The following is a 14,697-nucleotide window of genomic DNA, read 5'->3' as shown; positions in this document are numbered from 1 at the left end:
CTTCTCGGGTCACTTACCAGACCTGGTAAGTGACCCGAGACGTTAACTTTAAAGCTGATTTAAGCTTACATGTCACCACGCTTAATAAGCATGTTGGCACCTTGAGACTGCGAAAAGTTATCATAACCAATCAAACGAACGTGGTTGTTTGGGTTGGCTTTGATACAATTCTGAACTTCAGCTAGTACTGCGTCTGCAGAAGTCTCACCGAACAACGGTAATTTCCACATATACCAGAAATAATCTGTTGCACGCTCAGGCTCTGAGTGCTCAATAGCAGGGTTCCAGCCTTTGTCAATGATGTACTGAACCTGAGCTTTAACTTGCTCACTAGTCATAGCCGGAAGGTAAGAAAAAGTTTCTGCCTTACGTGACTTAGGATCAGAGATACGTGATGGGTAATCTTGTACTTCACTCATTATTTATTCTCCAATTTATCAATTACTTATGCTTAACGTCAAGCTTATCAACAGTATCGAATTCGAACTTGATTTCTTTCCAAGTTTCCATTGCGATCTTAAGTTCTGGGCTATGCTTAGCAGCGTTAGTAAGGATTTCTTTACCAGTTTTCTCGATTTCTTGACCTTCGTTACGTGCTTGTACACACGCTTCAAGAGCAACACGGTTCGCCGCTGCACCAGCAGCATTACCCCATGGGTGACCTAGAGTACCACCACCGAACTGAAGAACAGAGTCATCACCGAAGATAGAAACTAGCGCAGGCATGTGCCATACGTGAATACCACCAGATGCAACTGGAATAACACCCGGCATAGCACCGAAGTCTTGGTCGAACATGATTCCACGTGCACGATCTTCAGCGATGAATGAATCACGCATGATGTCGATCCAACCTAAAGTTGCTTCACGGTCACCTTCTAACTTACCAACAACCGTACCTGAGTGTAAGTGATCACCACCAGATAAACGAAGTGCTTTCGTTAGTACACGGAAGTGGATACCGTGATGTGGGTTACGGTCAATTACACCGTGCATTGCGCGGTGAATGTGTAACAGTAGACCATTCTTACGACAGTAGTTCGCAAGACCCGTGTTAGCAGTGAAACCACCCGTTAGGTAATCGTGCATGATGATTGGAGAGCCAATCTCTTTAGCGAATGCAGCACGCTCATACATTTCTTCTGGCGTACCAGCCGTCACGTTTAGGTAGTGACCTTTACGCTCACCCGTTTCAGCTTCAGCTTTTGAGATTGCATCTTGACAGAAAAGGAAACGGTCTCTCCAGCGCATAAATGGCTGTGAAGTAACGTTTTCATCATCTTTAGAGAAATCTAAACCACCACGTAGAACTTCATATACAGCACGACCGTAGTTTTTAGCAGAAAGACCAAGCTTAGGCTTGATAGTACAACCCAACATTGGACGACCATACTTGTCCATTTTGTCACGTTCTACTTGAATACCGTGTGGAGGTCCACCACACGTCATAACATATGCTAGTGGGAAACGAACGTCTTCTAGACGACATGCACGTAGTGCTTTAAAGCCGAAAACGTTACCAACTAACGAAGTCATTACAGAAACAACTGAACCTTCTTCGAAAAGATCGATTGGGTATGCAATGAACGCGTAGAAACTCGCATCATCACCAGGAACATCTTCGATTCTGTACGCACGGCCTTTGTAGTAATCAAGGTCGGTTAATAAGTCAGTCCAAACAGTAGTCCATGTACCTGTTGAAGATTCTGCAGCAACCGCAGCAGCCAATTCTTCACGAGGAACACCGTCTTGTGGGATTAGTTTAAAACATGCTAGGAAGTCTGAGTCTTTAGGCTCGTAGTCCGGCATCCAATATGTTTCGCGGTATGCTTTAACACCAGCGTTATAGGTCTTAGCCATTGGTTTTACCTCTTTAGGTTTAAAAAACTTAAACTCTGAAATCAAGTTCATGGAATCGTTTAAATCCATCTTGTTCTCAGTTGCTACGTATCTTAAAATCAAATTCTAAGACCTGCAATCCATCGTTTGTTATGTAAATCATAAACAAATAGTTATACAATAAACTCCTTGTATCCTATGTACTTACGTTTTTAAGGGTTATTATTTTATGCATAGATTAAACGTCACAGCACAACAAATTCGTATCTTTGAGGCCGTTGCGCGAAATGAAAGTTACACTAAAGCCGCTCAAGAATTAAGCCTTACACAACCTGCCGTTTCGATACAAATGAAACGTCTTGAGGAGAATAATGATGTGAAGTTAATTCAGGTAGTAGGCAAAAAATTGTTTCTGACCCCTGCGGGTGAACGTATGTTTAAAAGCAGTCAGAACATTCTTAATGAACTGACGGAATTGAATATTTATATTAAGTCTGAACAGAGCCGAATTGAAGGTGAATTACGTATAGCTGTGGTGACCCCTGCTAAGTATTTTATCTCCTATATCTTGAAGTCTTTTCTCAATCGTTATCCAGACGTTAAGCCCGTTATTACGGTAATTAACCGCCGAAGGATTTTAGATGAAATCAAACAGAATCAATATGATTTAATCATAATGGGAAGGGTTCCAGAAGATTTGAAAATGGATTCATATCCATTCTTCAAAAGTGAATTAGTGGTCGTTGCTCCCCCCCAACATGCATTAGCAAAGAGACGAAATATACCAGTTGATGTGCTTGCTAATGAACGTTTCTTAATGCGAGAAGTGGGTTCCGGCGTTAGAATTTCTTGTGAAGAGCGGTTTTCTCAAGATGGTGTCAAAATTGAACCATATATGGAAATGGGCAGTACTGAAGCGATAAAACAAGCCGTGATGGCAGGATTAGGAATTTCAATTTTACCCAAGCAAGCAATTCGTTTAGAGACTCGCTATGGCCACATGGATGTTCTCGATGTTGATGGGTTTCCTTTGACACGTGATTGGTATGTTGCGAATAAATCAAATAAAGTGCTTCCACCCGCTGCAGAGGCTTTTTTAGAATTCCTGAAAAGCGTCGATGTGAATAAGTTATTAGTCATGTCTGATACCCGCTAGCGTTTATAATAAAAATTATTTTTTATCTTTTAATCTTACTTAGGAAGAATATGCCTGAGAAAATATCCGTTCTAGCTAGAAGTGCCACCTTGCGCCAGTTGCAAGTGTTTGAAAGCATTGCCAGACACCATAGTTTTTCTCGTGCAGCTGAGGAGTTACATCTCACGCAACCAACCGTTTCTATGCAGGTCAAGAAACTGGTCGATATTTTGGAAGCGCCATTATTTGAGCGTATTGGAAGAAAAGTATATTTAACGGCTGTGGGTCAAGCTCTGTATGCTTCAGTGGATGGCATATTAGGACAATTGTCCATTGCTGAACAAAAAATAAACCATTTGAAAGGCTTTTCTGGTGGCAGTGTCAAAATGTCGGTAATTTCGACAGCACAATATTTCGTGCCGAAAGTTATTCATGAGTTTATGCAATCTTATCCAGATGTTTCGGTTATTTTACGAGTGGGTAATAAAGAGAGTTTGTTAGAAAGAATTGCGCAAAATAAAGACGATTTTTATTTATTGGGGCAGCCGCCAGAGGGGTTGAATATTGAGTCTACATTATTGGCAGACAACCCTTTAGCCTTTGTGGCCAACAGCTCGCATCCCCTTGTGGGGAAGAAGTTACATATAGAAGATTTAGCAAGTCAAACCTTTTTAATGCGCGAAGTTGGTTCAGGAATTCGCTCCCAAATTGAAAAAGTTTTTGAGGAATTAAAATTCCAACCCCGTTTGCAGATGGTATTAGGAGGAAATGAAGTCATTCGCTTAGGATTGTTACAGGGCTTAGGTGTGACCGTGACGGCAGTTTCAACGCTTATAAAAGAGATCGATGCAGGTGAAATTAGCATCTTGGATGTAGAAGGATTTCCAATAAATAGACATTGGTATTTAGCCTATCCAAAGGGCAAGGTATTATCGATAGCAGCAGAGGAATTAATTAAACTATTAAGGCTAGAAGGTAAAAGCTTTAGTCAGCAGGTCTTTAACAAGTTTTAAATGAATCTTGTAATATTGATTTAAATTAATAGATATTGGATTTTGTATAGACTAAAGGCTATACATGACATAAAAAAACTTGATTTGTATAACGTTTATTTATGAATATAATAAGTATTCAAATTTCGGGGGTTGAATTTTTAAAGTTCAGCCAAAAAGTAAGGATGCCATTCAATATAAGAAATAGTGCGTCCCTTAAATTAGAGGTATAGAAAATGGATCAGTCGAATCGTTATGCTGACTTATCGCTAAAAGAAGAAGATTTGATTAAAGGTCAAAATCACATTCTAGTAGCTTACACAATGACTCCTGCTGCTGGGTATGGTTACCTAGAAGTAGCTGCACACGTTTGTGCGGAATCTTCAACTGGTACTAACGTTAAAGTTTGTACTACAGATGAGTTTACTGAAGGCCTTGATGCAATGGTCTATGAGATCGATGAAGCAAATAAGACCATGAAAGTGGCTTATCCTTTTGGTCTTTTCGATCGCAACAACATCGATGGTAAATCAATGGTTGTCTCTTTCCTAACGCTTTCAGTTGGTAACAACCAAGCTATGGGTGATGTACACCAGCTTCAGATGGTAGATTTCTGGATTCCAGAAACTAAGTTACACCTATATGACGGTCCTGCTCAAGACATCTCTTACCTATGGAAGCTTTTAGGTCGTCCAAGAGTTGACGGTGGTTATATCGCGGGTACGATCATCAAGCCTAAGCTTGGTCTACGTCCTGAGCCGTTTGCAAAAGCTGCATACCAGTTCTGGCTAGGTGGTGATTTCATCAAGAATGATGAGCCACAAGGTAACCAAACTTATGCTCCAATGAAAACAGTTATTCCACTAACTGTAGATGCTATGAAGCGTGCACAAGACGAAACGGGTGAGACTAAACTTTTCTCTGCTAACATCACAGCTGATGATTACCATGAAATGACTTACCGTGCTGACTATGTTCTAGAGACTTTTGGTGAATTAGCTCCTCAGGTTGCATTATTAGTTGATGGTTATGTTGGTGGTCCAGGTATGATTACGACAGCACGTCGTAACTATCCTTCGCAGTACTTGCATTATCACCGTGCAGGTCATGGTGCAATCACTTCGCCTTTGGCGAACCGTGGTTACACTGCGTTTGTTCTTGCTAAGCTTTCTCGTCTTATGGGAGCGTCAGGTATCCACGTGGGTACAATGGGCTTCGGTAAGATGGAAGGTGGGAACGATGATAGACACATCGCTTACATGATCGAACGTGATGAGTGTCAAGGTCCTGTTTTCTATCAGAAGTGGGAAGGTATGAAGCCTGTTACTCCTATTATTTCCGGTGGTATGAACGCGTTACGTCTACCTGGTTTCTTCGAAAACCTAGGTCACGGTAACCTAATCAACACTTCTGGTGGTGGTGCTTACGGACATATCGATTCTCCTGCGGCCGGTGCTAAGTCTTTGGCTCAAGCATTTGATTGCTGGAAGTCTGGTGCTGATCCTATCGAGTATGCTAAAGACCATAACGAATTCGCTCGCGCATTCGAATCTTTCCCAGGGGATGCTGATAAGCTTTATCCTAACTGGAGAGAAAAGTTGGGTGTTCATAAGTAAGAAGTTCGTTAATGAATTCTTATTAGAACAACCAAAAGGAACCTCTGCTTTCGAGCAGGGGTTTTTTTTAATCCGAATGCAATAAACCTACCAAAATACTAGGTTATTTAGTCATTGATTTTTGAATTAAGATAGCTAAAACATCTTTTGAAAATGAATTGTTAAATTACTTACTTCCAACCATAAATGTTACGGGGACTGATATGGATATTTCACAGTACAAGATAGAAAACGAACCATTTTATGACGCACAATCAAATGAAGTAGCGCTTTATGAAGCTGCATACAATGCGCGTTTACCAGTGATGGTAAAAGGGCCTACCGGTTGTGGTAAATCACGTTTCATAGAGCATATGGCATGGAAGTTGGGTAAGCCAATTATTACCGTTTCATGTAATGAAGACATTACCGCTTCTGATTTAGTCGGTCGCTATCTTTTAGATGCTAACGGAACGCGTTGGGTTGATGGTCCTTTAACATTAGCAGCTCGTTACGGCGCTATCTGTTATTTGGATGAAATTGTTGAAGCGCGTCAAGATACCATGGTTGTTATCCATGCCTTAACAGATCACCGTCGTGAACTGTCTTTGGATAAGAAGGGTGAATTAATTAAAGCACATCCTGACTTTCAGTTGGTTATCTCATATAACCCTGGTTATCAGACCATGCTGAAAGATCTGAAGCAATCAACCAAGCAGCGTTTTTGCGCACTTGATTTCGACTATGCAGAAGCATCGGTAGAAGCAGGTATTCTTCAGAAAGAAGGTAATGTTGATCGTGATACAGCCAATAAGCTGGTCAAGATTGGTGAGACTGCACGTAATCTAAAAGGCCATGGTTTAGATGAAGGTATCTCTACCCGTTTGATGGTTTATGCTGCAACCTTGATTAATCAGGGCATTGCTCCTGTTGAAGCTTGTAAAATGGCGATGGTTCGTCCGATTACAGACGATGCTGATATTCGTGAAACATTAGATACCGCAATCGAATTGATTTTCGGCTAAAGCACCATTTGACTTTTACTGAGTCTAATACGCCCCCTAGTTAATCATCGTTAGATAAATGGGTATCGACCTTTTATCTAACTGGCTAGGAATCAAACTCAGGCGTTTCAAACGAAGTTTCTATTTTACAAAGCTTTTCGCTTTGCTTTTATCTACAAAAATGAGTTGAACATCATGGATGCAGAAATACTTTCCCAATACCAAGCACGTTTTACCGCGGGTTTTCCTGAAGCAAAAGAAGCGTTTCCACACTGCCTAGAAGACGCCGTTAAAGTCTTGAGCCCAGAAGGTATCAATGCCTATATTGACGGTGCTAACTTCTTATTTAAAATTGGTATTGGCGTAGAACCTGGTTTGGCCTTTTTAGTTGAAATGCCTGATATTGCGAAATATGTGGGTGAAGAAGCCAGTCTGAAAATTGCCGATTTTATCTATACCATTGTTAGAAGCCCGAGTAAAAAAGCGGTACTGCCTTTTTTAGAAGCGCTGCCTGCGGTCAGTCGTATTCTGAGCGATGCAGAAGATTTTCAGACTTACTTAGACATTATGGATGATTACCGAAAAAGATCTGAGGAAGTGGTCCAGGGACACTATGCTGCATACGAAAGCCCAGGTCTTATTTCATTGTGCGAGTCCATGCCGCAATTGATTAGTTTGCTCGATCTTGAAGGTCTTCGTAACTTCATTGATTTTGGTGTGCGCAATTATCAAAACTTACCCGATCCCCAAGTTGAATATTTTTCATTGGAAGCACCTGATGCCCGTGCCATCATTCAACGTGAAAGAGCGGGTACCAGTTTTAAAGGTAGCGAGCGCCAACTGTCAATGATGAAAGAGGCTTTTTGGAACTGTGAATTGCCATTCCAATCTTTCACGACGGGCTTTAAGCAACTGCGTAAACCGGTGCCTTATGTAGATCAAGCCTCATTAGCCATTCCTGACGTATTTCAAGATGAAAATGGCGTGCCTGGGATTAAAATCTATCAAGCCACTATTGCCCATATGATGGCGCATTTACGCTGGTCTGGAGAGTTGATGGCCGATAACTATGCTCCGCATATGCAGTTGTTCGTTTCTACCTTTGAGGATTGTCGTGTTGAGTATTTAGCGATTAAAGAATTCCCTGGCTTAAAGAAACTCTTTTTAGATCTACATCCCGTACCTGGGAAAGGCGCATGTGATCCTAAAATACAAGCCTGCTTACGGTACCGGGCCACACGGTTATCAAGAGCGATTATGGATGATAGTTTTGATGCTGATAATGAGTTGATTGCCACCTTTAAAAAACGCTTCCATGACCTTATGGAAGAAAAGGGTGAGTTGAGTACAACTGAAGATATGGCGCAGTTGGGCAGTGACTTTTATGTTAAATCACGTAAAAAGACAGATAGTTTACCCAATATGTTTTTTGATGATACTGAGATCTCCTACCGTGATGACAACCGTGTTATGTGGATGCATCATGAAGAGAGTGATGAAGCGGAAGATTATAAGCATAATGAGTATGAAGCAGAAGACAAGTTAGTTGAAACTGATGGTGGCTTACCACCACGTCGCTATGATGAGTGGGATTATCTTTCCGATTCATACCGTCCAGAGTGGGCAACGGTTTACGAACGCCTGCATCCTTCTGGGGACGCAGGAAAAATTGATCGTTTAATGGCTAAGCATGATGTCTTGGCTAAGCGTTTGAAAAAAATGATTGAAATGATGAAGCCTCAAAACAAGAAACGCATTCGCTTCCAAGAAGAGGGTGAGGAACTTGATTTGGATGTTGCGTTGCGTTCAATTGTTGATTATAAAAGTGGCCAGGTACCCGATCCTCGTATCAATTATAGTTATACGACGGACAATCGAGATATTGCAGTTATGTTGTTGGTTGACACGTCTCAATCACTTAATGAACGTAATCCTGATACAGGACAAACATTGCTTGAACTGTCTGAAGAGGCGTTAGCGATTACCGCGTGGACGGTTGAGCAGTTGGGTGATAAATTTGCGATTGCTGGATTCTGTTCTGATACCCGTCAAGAAGTGCGTTATGAACATATTAAAGGCTACTCAGAGCGTTATGGCGATGAAGTTAAAGCACGTATAGCGGCGATGGAAGCTTCTTTCTCAACGAGAATGGGGCCTGCAATGCGTCATGCCGCACACTATCTTGAAGCACAGAAAGCTGAGAAAAAAATCATGTTGATTCTAACGGATGGTGAACCAGCGGATATCGATACTAAAGATCCTCGGGTGTTGATTGAAGATACTAAGATGGCTGTTCGTGAATTACGTGAGCAAGGCATTCATGCCTACTGTATTACACTAGATCCAAAAGCAGATGAGTATGTAGCGGATATCTTCGGCAATAGTTACACTATTATTGATCATGTTGAGAAATTACCAGAGCAGTTGCCGCAAGTATTCATGAATATAACGAAATAATAATAAGAATTTTGGTATCTTAATATGACAAAAACGAGTAAAAATTTAATTACGGTTAAAATGAACTTCGGCTACAAAGGTGAAGAATTTGTTTTTCAATCCGTCGAAGAACTGCCATTACATCTAGATAGTTTGCTGGAGTTCGCGGAGTCCATTCCACGAAGAATAGCGCGTGCAAATGATGTAGATACCTACTCCTATATGTTTGATGCGTTAGAATGTACGCCGGTTGAGGTTATTAAGGCTGAAGGGTATGTTTCCCGGTTTATGCATGGGGAGAGTGTTCCATTAGAACAATTTATTGCAGACTGTAATAACGTCACCATTGAGATGTTAATACGAAATATTGCAGAAACGTATCTACCTGAGCAAGCAGAGAGTAATGCGATGTACCAGGCATTAATGGCAGCCTATGCCATTGGCTACTCTGCAGGTGGTTCGCATTAAATTTATTATATAATCCATGCTTTTTTGAAATGCCCTTCATCTTTTAGATTAGGGCATTTTTTATGTCTGGAGGAAGCTGAAATGTGTATTTTTATACTCGGTTTTATAACGTGACTACTGTATCATTTAATGACTTTTATCGGTCAAATACGATTGACAGAAGTTGTGGGTGGCTTAATAATGCCATTGACAGACGGTTGACCGGCATCGTTTTTTTATGGTCAGAGATGATCTTTATGTTTTTCCCGGGCATCTTGTGTACTTTAATGATTAAGACATTAAACGTACTTAAAGCTCGAGCTAAGTGATAGCAATAGAATCAAAATTGATAGGTGTGATATAAGATGAGTCATCAGTGTGAATGTGATAACGATATTCAGCAATTATTTAAAAACAACGAGGAGTGGGTTGCACAGATCAATGAAAAGAGCCCAGGTTTTTTTGAAAGCTTAGTGCACCAACAAATGCCTGAGTATTTGTGGATAGGCTGTTCGGATAGTCGAGTGCCTGCCAATGAGTTGGTTAAGATGGCTCCAGGTACAATTTTTGTGCATCGTAATATTGCCAATTTGGTTAACTCGAGTGACATGAATGTCCTGTCCGTTATTCAGTACGCCGTTGAAGTCCTGAAAGTAAAACATATTATCGTAAATGGTCATTATGGATGTGGTGGGGTGATGGCTTCCTTGAATGATGATAATCCGGATTTGATTGATCATTGGATTCGACCTATTCGAAAATATTACCAACGCGCAAAAACGGATTTAATCAGTTTATCTAAAGAAGAGCAGGTCGACAAATTATGTGAGATCAACGTTGTTGAACAGGTTCGTAATATTTGTCATGTACCCGCGGTGCGCAAGGCTTGGGAAAAAGGTCAGAAACTAGCGATTCATGGCTTTATCTATGACATTAAAGATGGGCGTTTGCACAATATGAATGTGACGGTAGATAATGGTGAAGACGCTGAGAGATTAACACTGCGTCAAGATTTAAGTAAACCGTGTTGATTGAACTTCCTCTTTGATACCTAAAAGAAGAGGGTAAAGCGAATTTTCTGTGGTCGTTTATTGCTTACACTTTTTTACTCATTTGTAAGACGTCAAGCATCAACAAATGTTGTGGGGAGTCTTCTACTAAGGCCACGTCGAGGTGGCGTTGATTGATCTGGTTTAACTGACTGAAGTAAACATTCTTTAGCCAAGTTTTACGAAAGCCTGTGAAGTTAAATTCTTTAGTCGCAAAATTATAAAAACGGTCCGCCATACCTGTTGGATTGGAAAGCAGGACGTCGGCCGCTTCCATCGCTTCTACTTCATGGGAGTGTCCGCCAAAGTCACTTCCGCCGGCAATGGCAGATACGAAGTCCGGCATTTCGCCTTCGCTGCGCTTGACCCAATCATCTAAATCAAACACGACACTTGGCTCAAAGTGGCGGCCTTGGTAATCAAAGCTAATTGTTGCAGTAATCGTATTCGCCATATTTGAATCCTTATTTAATCTAACGGTATGGATTTTTTACGTCCAAAAGAGAATGATAGCATTTCAATATTTTCAAACGTCATAAATGAGTGATAAAATATTAAAAATTATTATAAATAGGAGTAGAAAATGGCGGTCTTAATCGAAGGGTATTCCATAGTTATTAATAAAGCAGAAGCCTCAAAAAAAGCAGATGCATTATCACTTTTAAGCTCTGTTGACACTGTGTTACACCCGATGGCAGTGTGCTCTGATAATGATTTATTGCGTATTGGATTTATCGATTTAAAACAAGCTAAGGAATTTGTCGCTATTTTAGAAGGGGGAGGTTTGGTATACAAATCAGCTGATGGGTCTGAGGGGAGGGCCACAGATATGGTGATGGTGACCCAGTTTGGAGAGCTTGATGTGGCTTGCTCTTGGTTGAGTATTCAGTTTAGCAAACTCAAGGATAATACTTTGATTTGTCTGGCGACTTTCAATGATTCTAAAAGTGTGAAAGAGGTGGCTTTTCCCAAGGGTTGGGCATTGGAGCTTTCCCTCTTAAAACGTTTTTATGATGAGCGCATTCAGTACATGGGCGAACATTATGTGTGGGTTAGGTCAGATGCAAAACATGATGTTTATAGGCATAAAGAGACGGGTAAAGAAGTTCATCTGCTTAAGCTCGTGATGACTGAGTAAGCTGTTTAATGGTCTTTATAAATGACCATGTCCGGTCAAAAATAGTTTTTAACGCGTCCAGTTCTCGATAACAATCGCTTGACCATTTTTGGCAAAATCGACCTCAAAAATAGTCACATCGGTAAAGTCTGTCAAGCCTAGAGCATGGTTTTCAACTGGGTCGACACTTGAGTTGGGTTGGTTGACAATGATGCTGTGTAGGCTTAATCCAGCTTGTTCAATGGCCGCAATACTCAATAAGGCCTGGTTAAGGCAACCCAGCCGATTGGCGACCACTAAAATGACAGGAAAGCGCAAGGCAACGGCTAAATCTTTATTTAGCCCGTCTAGTGCCAAAGGTGAGTAAAACCCACCGGCTCCCTCAATCAAAGCAAATTCATTTTCAGGTACATCACAGGCTTTAATTAAGTCGTCTAGCCTGATGTCTAGGTTTGCTTGTTTAATGGCTGTGTGCGGAGATATTGCAGGTTCAAATCGATAAGGGCAGATGATTTGCAAAGAGTCTGATGTGTTGGTTGTTCGTTGTAAAAATAGAGCATCTTCAGATAATAATGAACCATCTGTTTGGGCCAAACATCCTGAGGCTATCGGTTTCCTAGGTGCGATGGTTAAACCTTGTTGTCTAAGGCTTAAGGCGATGCAACCGCTTACATAGGTTTTACCAACATCGGTGTCGGTACCCGTCATAAAAAACCCACCAGGCCTGGTGGGTTTGATTAAAGCGTGATTTGCTGAAGGCATTACAGATTTTCTGTTAAGCGTGCTTGAGCTTCTTGATATTTGTCGAAAGTTTGTGCTACGACATCATCTGGAAGTTCAGGGCCGGTACTTGGGTTTTTGTCCCAATCAAGGCTTTCAAGATAATCCCGAATATATTGCTTATCAAAACTGGGTGGGTTTTTACCGACTTTATAACTTGATGCCGGCCAAAATCGCGAGCTGTCCGGTGTTAAAGCTTCATCAATTAAATAAATGACACCCTCTTCATCTTCACCAAACTCAAATTTAGTGTCGGCAATGATGATGCCACGCTCTAATGCAAATTCAGCGGCCGTCGTATAAAGTTTTAAACTCAGGTCTCGAACTTTTTGGGATTTTTCGAGCCCCATAATCTCAACCAGTTGCTCGAAGCTGATGTTTTCATCATGGTCACCTTGAGCCGCTTTGGTTGAAGGTGTGAACAAGGGCTCAGGTAGTTTTTCAGCGAGTAACATGCCTTTTTTAAGGGGAATGCCACAAACACTTTGGTTTTTCTTATACTCTTTCCAACCCGATCCTACGAGATAGCCACGAACAATCGCTTCAACGGGCAAAGGTTTAAGTTTACGAACAATCATGCCTCGTCCATCGAGTTGTTGTAGCTCATCAGGCGTTAAATAGTCCACTAAAGCCATCTCGGGTGCCAAATGGTTTGGCACGATGTCTTGCATCTTATTCATCCAAAACTGTGGCATTGCGGTCAAAATTCGGCCTTTACCGGGAATCGGGGTTGGCAATATCGCATCGAAGGCAGAGATACGATCTGTGGTTACGATCAATAAATGATGCTCATCAATGTCATAGATATCTCGTACCTTGCCCTTAGCAATCAAAGGTAGGCTCGTCAGGTTTGATTCATAAAGAGGTTGCATGCGGCGTCCTACTATTTCTGGTTGTTGTGTTCAGGTTTACGTCTGTTTTGATTCTCAGGATACGGGTATTTCATCGTTCCGTAACGTAAAACCAAGGTAGATAGCGTAATAAGGGTAATTGTAACGGCTACGGCAATCATCTGCCATTCCGTTAAGTCCTTCATCTCAAGAATTAGGTAACGTGCCAAGGCGACAATAGCAATGTACATCGGTAAACGCACCGGTAATTTACCCGAGTCGATGTAGATGGCGACCATGGCTAAGACTTCAAGGTATAAAAACAACAATAGCAAATCACCTAGGTGAACGACGCGGCTTTCATACATTGTAATAACGGCGTCATAGCCTGCGAACATAGTCGCTATAGTAATAATGAACAAACCAATAAACTCTAGGAAGTGAATGCCTTTTTTTAACGTGCGTTCAGCAAGACCAGTGAATCTCATTGGTTTATCTGGACGGATAACTTCGTTTTTATCAAATTGTTCTTTAACTTTCATTCTGCAGCCCTTTTGCATGTGCTAAATCTATAGATTATTCCCAGTATATATCGAGGGATTTTTTATCACTATAGCTAGAGTCGTTAAATAGCCATTTTTTTGCCCATTCTAATAGATACTGGTAAAATGCACGAATTATTTTTTTAATCGTTTATAGATATAAGGTGTTTAATGATGGCTAAGCAACAAAATTGGATCGCTCCTTCAATCTTATCTGCAGATTTCGCGCAGTTAGGAACCGATGTTAAAGATGTTATTGCTGCGGGCGCTGATGTCGTGCACTTTGATGTTATGGACAATCACTATGTGCCTAACCTAACCATCGGACCATTGGTATGTGAGTCCCTTAAGAACTTCATGGTTAAAGAAGGTATTAATGCACCGGTCGATGTTCATTTAATGGTTAAGCCTGTTAGCCGTATCATTGGTGATTTTGCTTCTGCAGGTGCAGACATTATAACGTTTCATCCTGAAGCGTCTGAGCACATCGACGGGGATTTAGGTCTGATCAAAAACGCAGGTCTTAAAGCCGGACTAGTCTTTAATCCAGCAACGTCTTTAGACTATCTTGAGCATGTAATGGACAAGATTGACATGATCTTAATTATGTCTGTTAATCCTGGTTTTGGCGGGCAATCATTTATTCCTCAAGCGTTAGAAAAACTAAAAATGGCGCGTAAGTTAATTGATGCGTCTGGTCGTGATATTCGTTTAGAAATTGATGGTGGCGTTAAGGTTGAAAATATCGCTGCTGTAGCGGCGGCAGGTTGTGATACCTTTGTATCCGGTTCTGGTATTTTCGGCAAAGCAAATGCGTCTGATGCAAATCGTTATAATACGATTATTCAGCAAATGCGTGATGAGTTGGCAAAAGCTTAAACTCTCAAAGACGGTATCATCATCATAAAACGCCGGCCTCTTAGTGACGCTG

General features: G+C 41.2%; 15 protein-coding genes. 9 read left to right on the top strand and 6 right to left on the bottom strand.

Features of this window, described 5'->3' with window-relative positions; all coding sequences use genetic code 11:
- Positions 1–65 precede the first annotated feature (65 nt).
- Together F612_RS0107535 and F612_RS0107530 are read right to left on the bottom strand one after the other, a co-directional pair.
- Positions 66–419 carry a ribulose bisphosphate carboxylase small subunit gene (locus tag F612_RS0107535; RefSeq protein WP_019557151.1) on the bottom strand — a complete coding sequence of 118 codons (354 nt, stop codon included), beginning with the start codon at positions 417–419 and terminating at the stop codon, positions 66–68.
- Positions 420–441: 22 nt separating this feature from the next.
- Entirely contained in the window at positions 442–1,860 is a 1,419-nt protein-coding gene (locus F612_RS0107530; RefSeq protein ID WP_026329681.1) for a form I ribulose bisphosphate carboxylase large subunit, read from the bottom strand.
- Between the two features lie 208 nt (positions 1,861–2,068).
- Between F612_RS0107530 and F612_RS0107525 the strand changes: the two genes are divergently transcribed.
- From F612_RS0107525 to F612_RS0107495, 7 genes are all read left to right on the top strand, one after another.
- The gene (locus F612_RS0107525; RefSeq protein ID WP_019557149.1) at positions 2,069–2,995 is read left to right on the top strand and encodes a LysR family transcriptional regulator; all 927 of its coding nucleotides are present in this window, start codon (positions 2,069–2,071) and stop codon (positions 2,993–2,995) included.
- A 50-nt stretch (positions 2,996–3,045) separates the two neighbouring features.
- Positions 3,046–3,987 carry a LysR substrate-binding domain-containing protein gene (locus F612_RS0107520; RefSeq protein ID WP_019557148.1) on the top strand — a complete coding sequence of 314 codons (942 nt, stop codon included), beginning with the start codon at positions 3,046–3,048 and terminating at the stop codon, positions 3,985–3,987.
- A gap of 215 nt (positions 3,988–4,202) precedes the next feature.
- Positions 4,203–5,582 carry a ribulose-bisphosphate carboxylase gene (locus tag F612_RS0107515; RefSeq protein ID WP_019557147.1) on the top strand — a complete coding sequence of 460 codons (1,380 nt, stop codon included), beginning with the start codon at positions 4,203–4,205 and terminating at the stop codon, positions 5,580–5,582.
- Between the two features lie 203 nt (positions 5,583–5,785).
- Positions 5,786–6,586: a CbbQ/NirQ/NorQ/GpvN family protein gene (locus tag F612_RS0107510; protein ID WP_019557146.1), complete on the top strand. Its 801-nt coding sequence runs from the start codon at positions 5,786–5,788 to the stop codon at positions 6,584–6,586.
- A 174-nt stretch (positions 6,587–6,760) separates the two neighbouring features.
- A complete protein-coding gene (locus tag F612_RS0107505; protein WP_019557145.1) occupies positions 6,761–9,022 on the top strand; it encodes a nitric oxide reductase activation protein NorD in 2,262 nt (753 codons plus the stop codon).
- A gap of 24 nt (positions 9,023–9,046) precedes the next feature.
- A complete protein-coding gene (locus tag F612_RS0107500; RefSeq protein ID WP_019557144.1) occupies positions 9,047–9,469 on the top strand; it encodes a hypothetical protein in 423 nt (140 codons plus the stop codon).
- A 344-nt stretch (positions 9,470–9,813) separates the two neighbouring features.
- A complete protein-coding gene (locus F612_RS0107495) occupies positions 9,814–10,479 on the top strand; it encodes a carbonic anhydrase (RefSeq protein WP_019557143.1) in 666 nt (221 codons plus the stop codon).
- A gap of 64 nt (positions 10,480–10,543) precedes the next feature.
- Here the strand turns inward: F612_RS0107495 and F612_RS0107490 are convergent, their stop codons facing one another.
- Positions 10,544–10,951, bottom strand: coding sequence for a hypothetical protein (locus tag F612_RS0107490; protein WP_019557142.1), 408 nt, complete (start codon positions 10,949–10,951; stop codon positions 10,544–10,546).
- 129 nt (positions 10,952–11,080) lie between these two features.
- Here F612_RS0107490 and F612_RS0107485 point away from each other — a divergent pair, with 129 nt between their 5' ends.
- Entirely contained in the window at positions 11,081–11,635 is a 555-nt protein-coding gene (locus F612_RS0107485) for a hypothetical protein (RefSeq protein ID WP_019557141.1), read from the top strand.
- Between the two features lie 48 nt (positions 11,636–11,683).
- On the opposite strand, the gene bioD is transcribed toward F612_RS0107485, so the two are convergent.
- From bioD to F612_RS0107470, 3 genes are read right to left on the bottom strand one after another with little or no spacing between them, the layout of a single operon-like run.
- The gene (bioD, locus tag F612_RS12360) at positions 11,684–12,376 is read right to left on the bottom strand and encodes a dethiobiotin synthase (RefSeq protein ID WP_019557140.1); all 693 of its coding nucleotides are present in this window, start codon (positions 12,374–12,376) and stop codon (positions 11,684–11,686) included.
- The gene (locus F612_RS0107475; RefSeq protein WP_019557139.1) at positions 12,376–13,266 is read right to left on the bottom strand and encodes a phosphoribosylaminoimidazolesuccinocarboxamide synthase; all 891 of its coding nucleotides are present in this window, start codon (positions 13,264–13,266) and stop codon (positions 12,376–12,378) included. The genes bioD and F612_RS0107475 overlap by 1 nt, the downstream gene beginning before the upstream one ends.
- Before the next feature lie 11 nt (positions 13,267–13,277).
- A complete protein-coding gene (locus tag F612_RS0107470; protein ID WP_019557138.1) occupies positions 13,278–13,766 on the bottom strand; it encodes a phosphate-starvation-inducible PsiE family protein in 489 nt (162 codons plus the stop codon).
- Positions 13,767–13,940: 174 nt separating this feature from the next.
- Between F612_RS0107470 and rpe the strand changes: the two genes are divergently transcribed.
- On the top strand, positions 13,941–14,645 hold the full coding sequence (gene rpe, locus F612_RS0107465; RefSeq protein WP_019557137.1) for a ribulose-phosphate 3-epimerase: 705 nt from the start codon (positions 13,941–13,943) through the stop codon (positions 14,643–14,645).
- Positions 14,646–14,697 lie beyond the last annotated feature (52 nt).

It is taken from the genome of Thiomicrorhabdus arctica DSM 13458 (assembly GCF_000381085.1).
GTDB lineage: Bacteria > Pseudomonadota > Gammaproteobacteria > Thiomicrospirales > Thiomicrospiraceae > Thiomicrorhabdus > Thiomicrorhabdus arctica.
Note: the sequence above shows the minus strand (reverse complement) of the source record. Positions and strands in the feature narration are given on the sequence as shown.

Coding starts and splice junctions, on each gene's coding strand:
- F612_RS0107535 (WP_019557151.1), bottom strand. CDS start 419: ATGAGTGAAGTACAAGATTACCCATCACGTATCTCTGATCCTAAGTCA.
- F612_RS0107530 (WP_026329681.1), bottom strand. CDS start 1,860: ATGGCTAAGACCTATAACGCTGGTGTTAAAGCATACCGCGAAACATAT.
- F612_RS0107525 (WP_019557149.1), top strand. CDS start 2,069: ATGCATAGATTAAACGTCACAGCACAACAAATTCGTATCTTTGAGGCC.
- F612_RS0107520 (WP_019557148.1), top strand. CDS start 3,046: ATGCCTGAGAAAATATCCGTTCTAGCTAGAAGTGCCACCTTGCGCCAG.
- F612_RS0107515 (WP_019557147.1), top strand. CDS start 4,203: ATGGATCAGTCGAATCGTTATGCTGACTTATCGCTAAAAGAAGAAGAT.
- F612_RS0107510 (WP_019557146.1), top strand. CDS start 5,786: ATGGATATTTCACAGTACAAGATAGAAAACGAACCATTTTATGACGCA.
- F612_RS0107505 (WP_019557145.1), top strand. CDS start 6,761: ATGGATGCAGAAATACTTTCCCAATACCAAGCACGTTTTACCGCGGGT.
- F612_RS0107500 (WP_019557144.1), top strand. CDS start 9,047: ATGACAAAAACGAGTAAAAATTTAATTACGGTTAAAATGAACTTCGGC.
- F612_RS0107495 (WP_019557143.1), top strand. CDS start 9,814: ATGAGTCATCAGTGTGAATGTGATAACGATATTCAGCAATTATTTAAA.
- F612_RS0107490 (WP_019557142.1), bottom strand. CDS start 10,951: ATGGCGAATACGATTACTGCAACAATTAGCTTTGATTACCAAGGCCGC.
- F612_RS0107485 (WP_019557141.1), top strand. CDS start 11,081: ATGGCGGTCTTAATCGAAGGGTATTCCATAGTTATTAATAAAGCAGAA.
- bioD (WP_019557140.1), bottom strand. CDS start 12,376: ATGCCTTCAGCAAATCACGCTTTAATCAAACCCACCAGGCCTGGTGGG.
- F612_RS0107475 (WP_019557139.1), bottom strand. CDS start 13,266: ATGCAACCTCTTTATGAATCAAACCTGACGAGCCTACCTTTGATTGCT.
- F612_RS0107470 (WP_019557138.1), bottom strand. CDS start 13,766: ATGAAAGTTAAAGAACAATTTGATAAAAACGAAGTTATCCGTCCAGAT.
- rpe (WP_019557137.1), top strand. CDS start 13,941: ATGGCTAAGCAACAAAATTGGATCGCTCCTTCAATCTTATCTGCAGAT.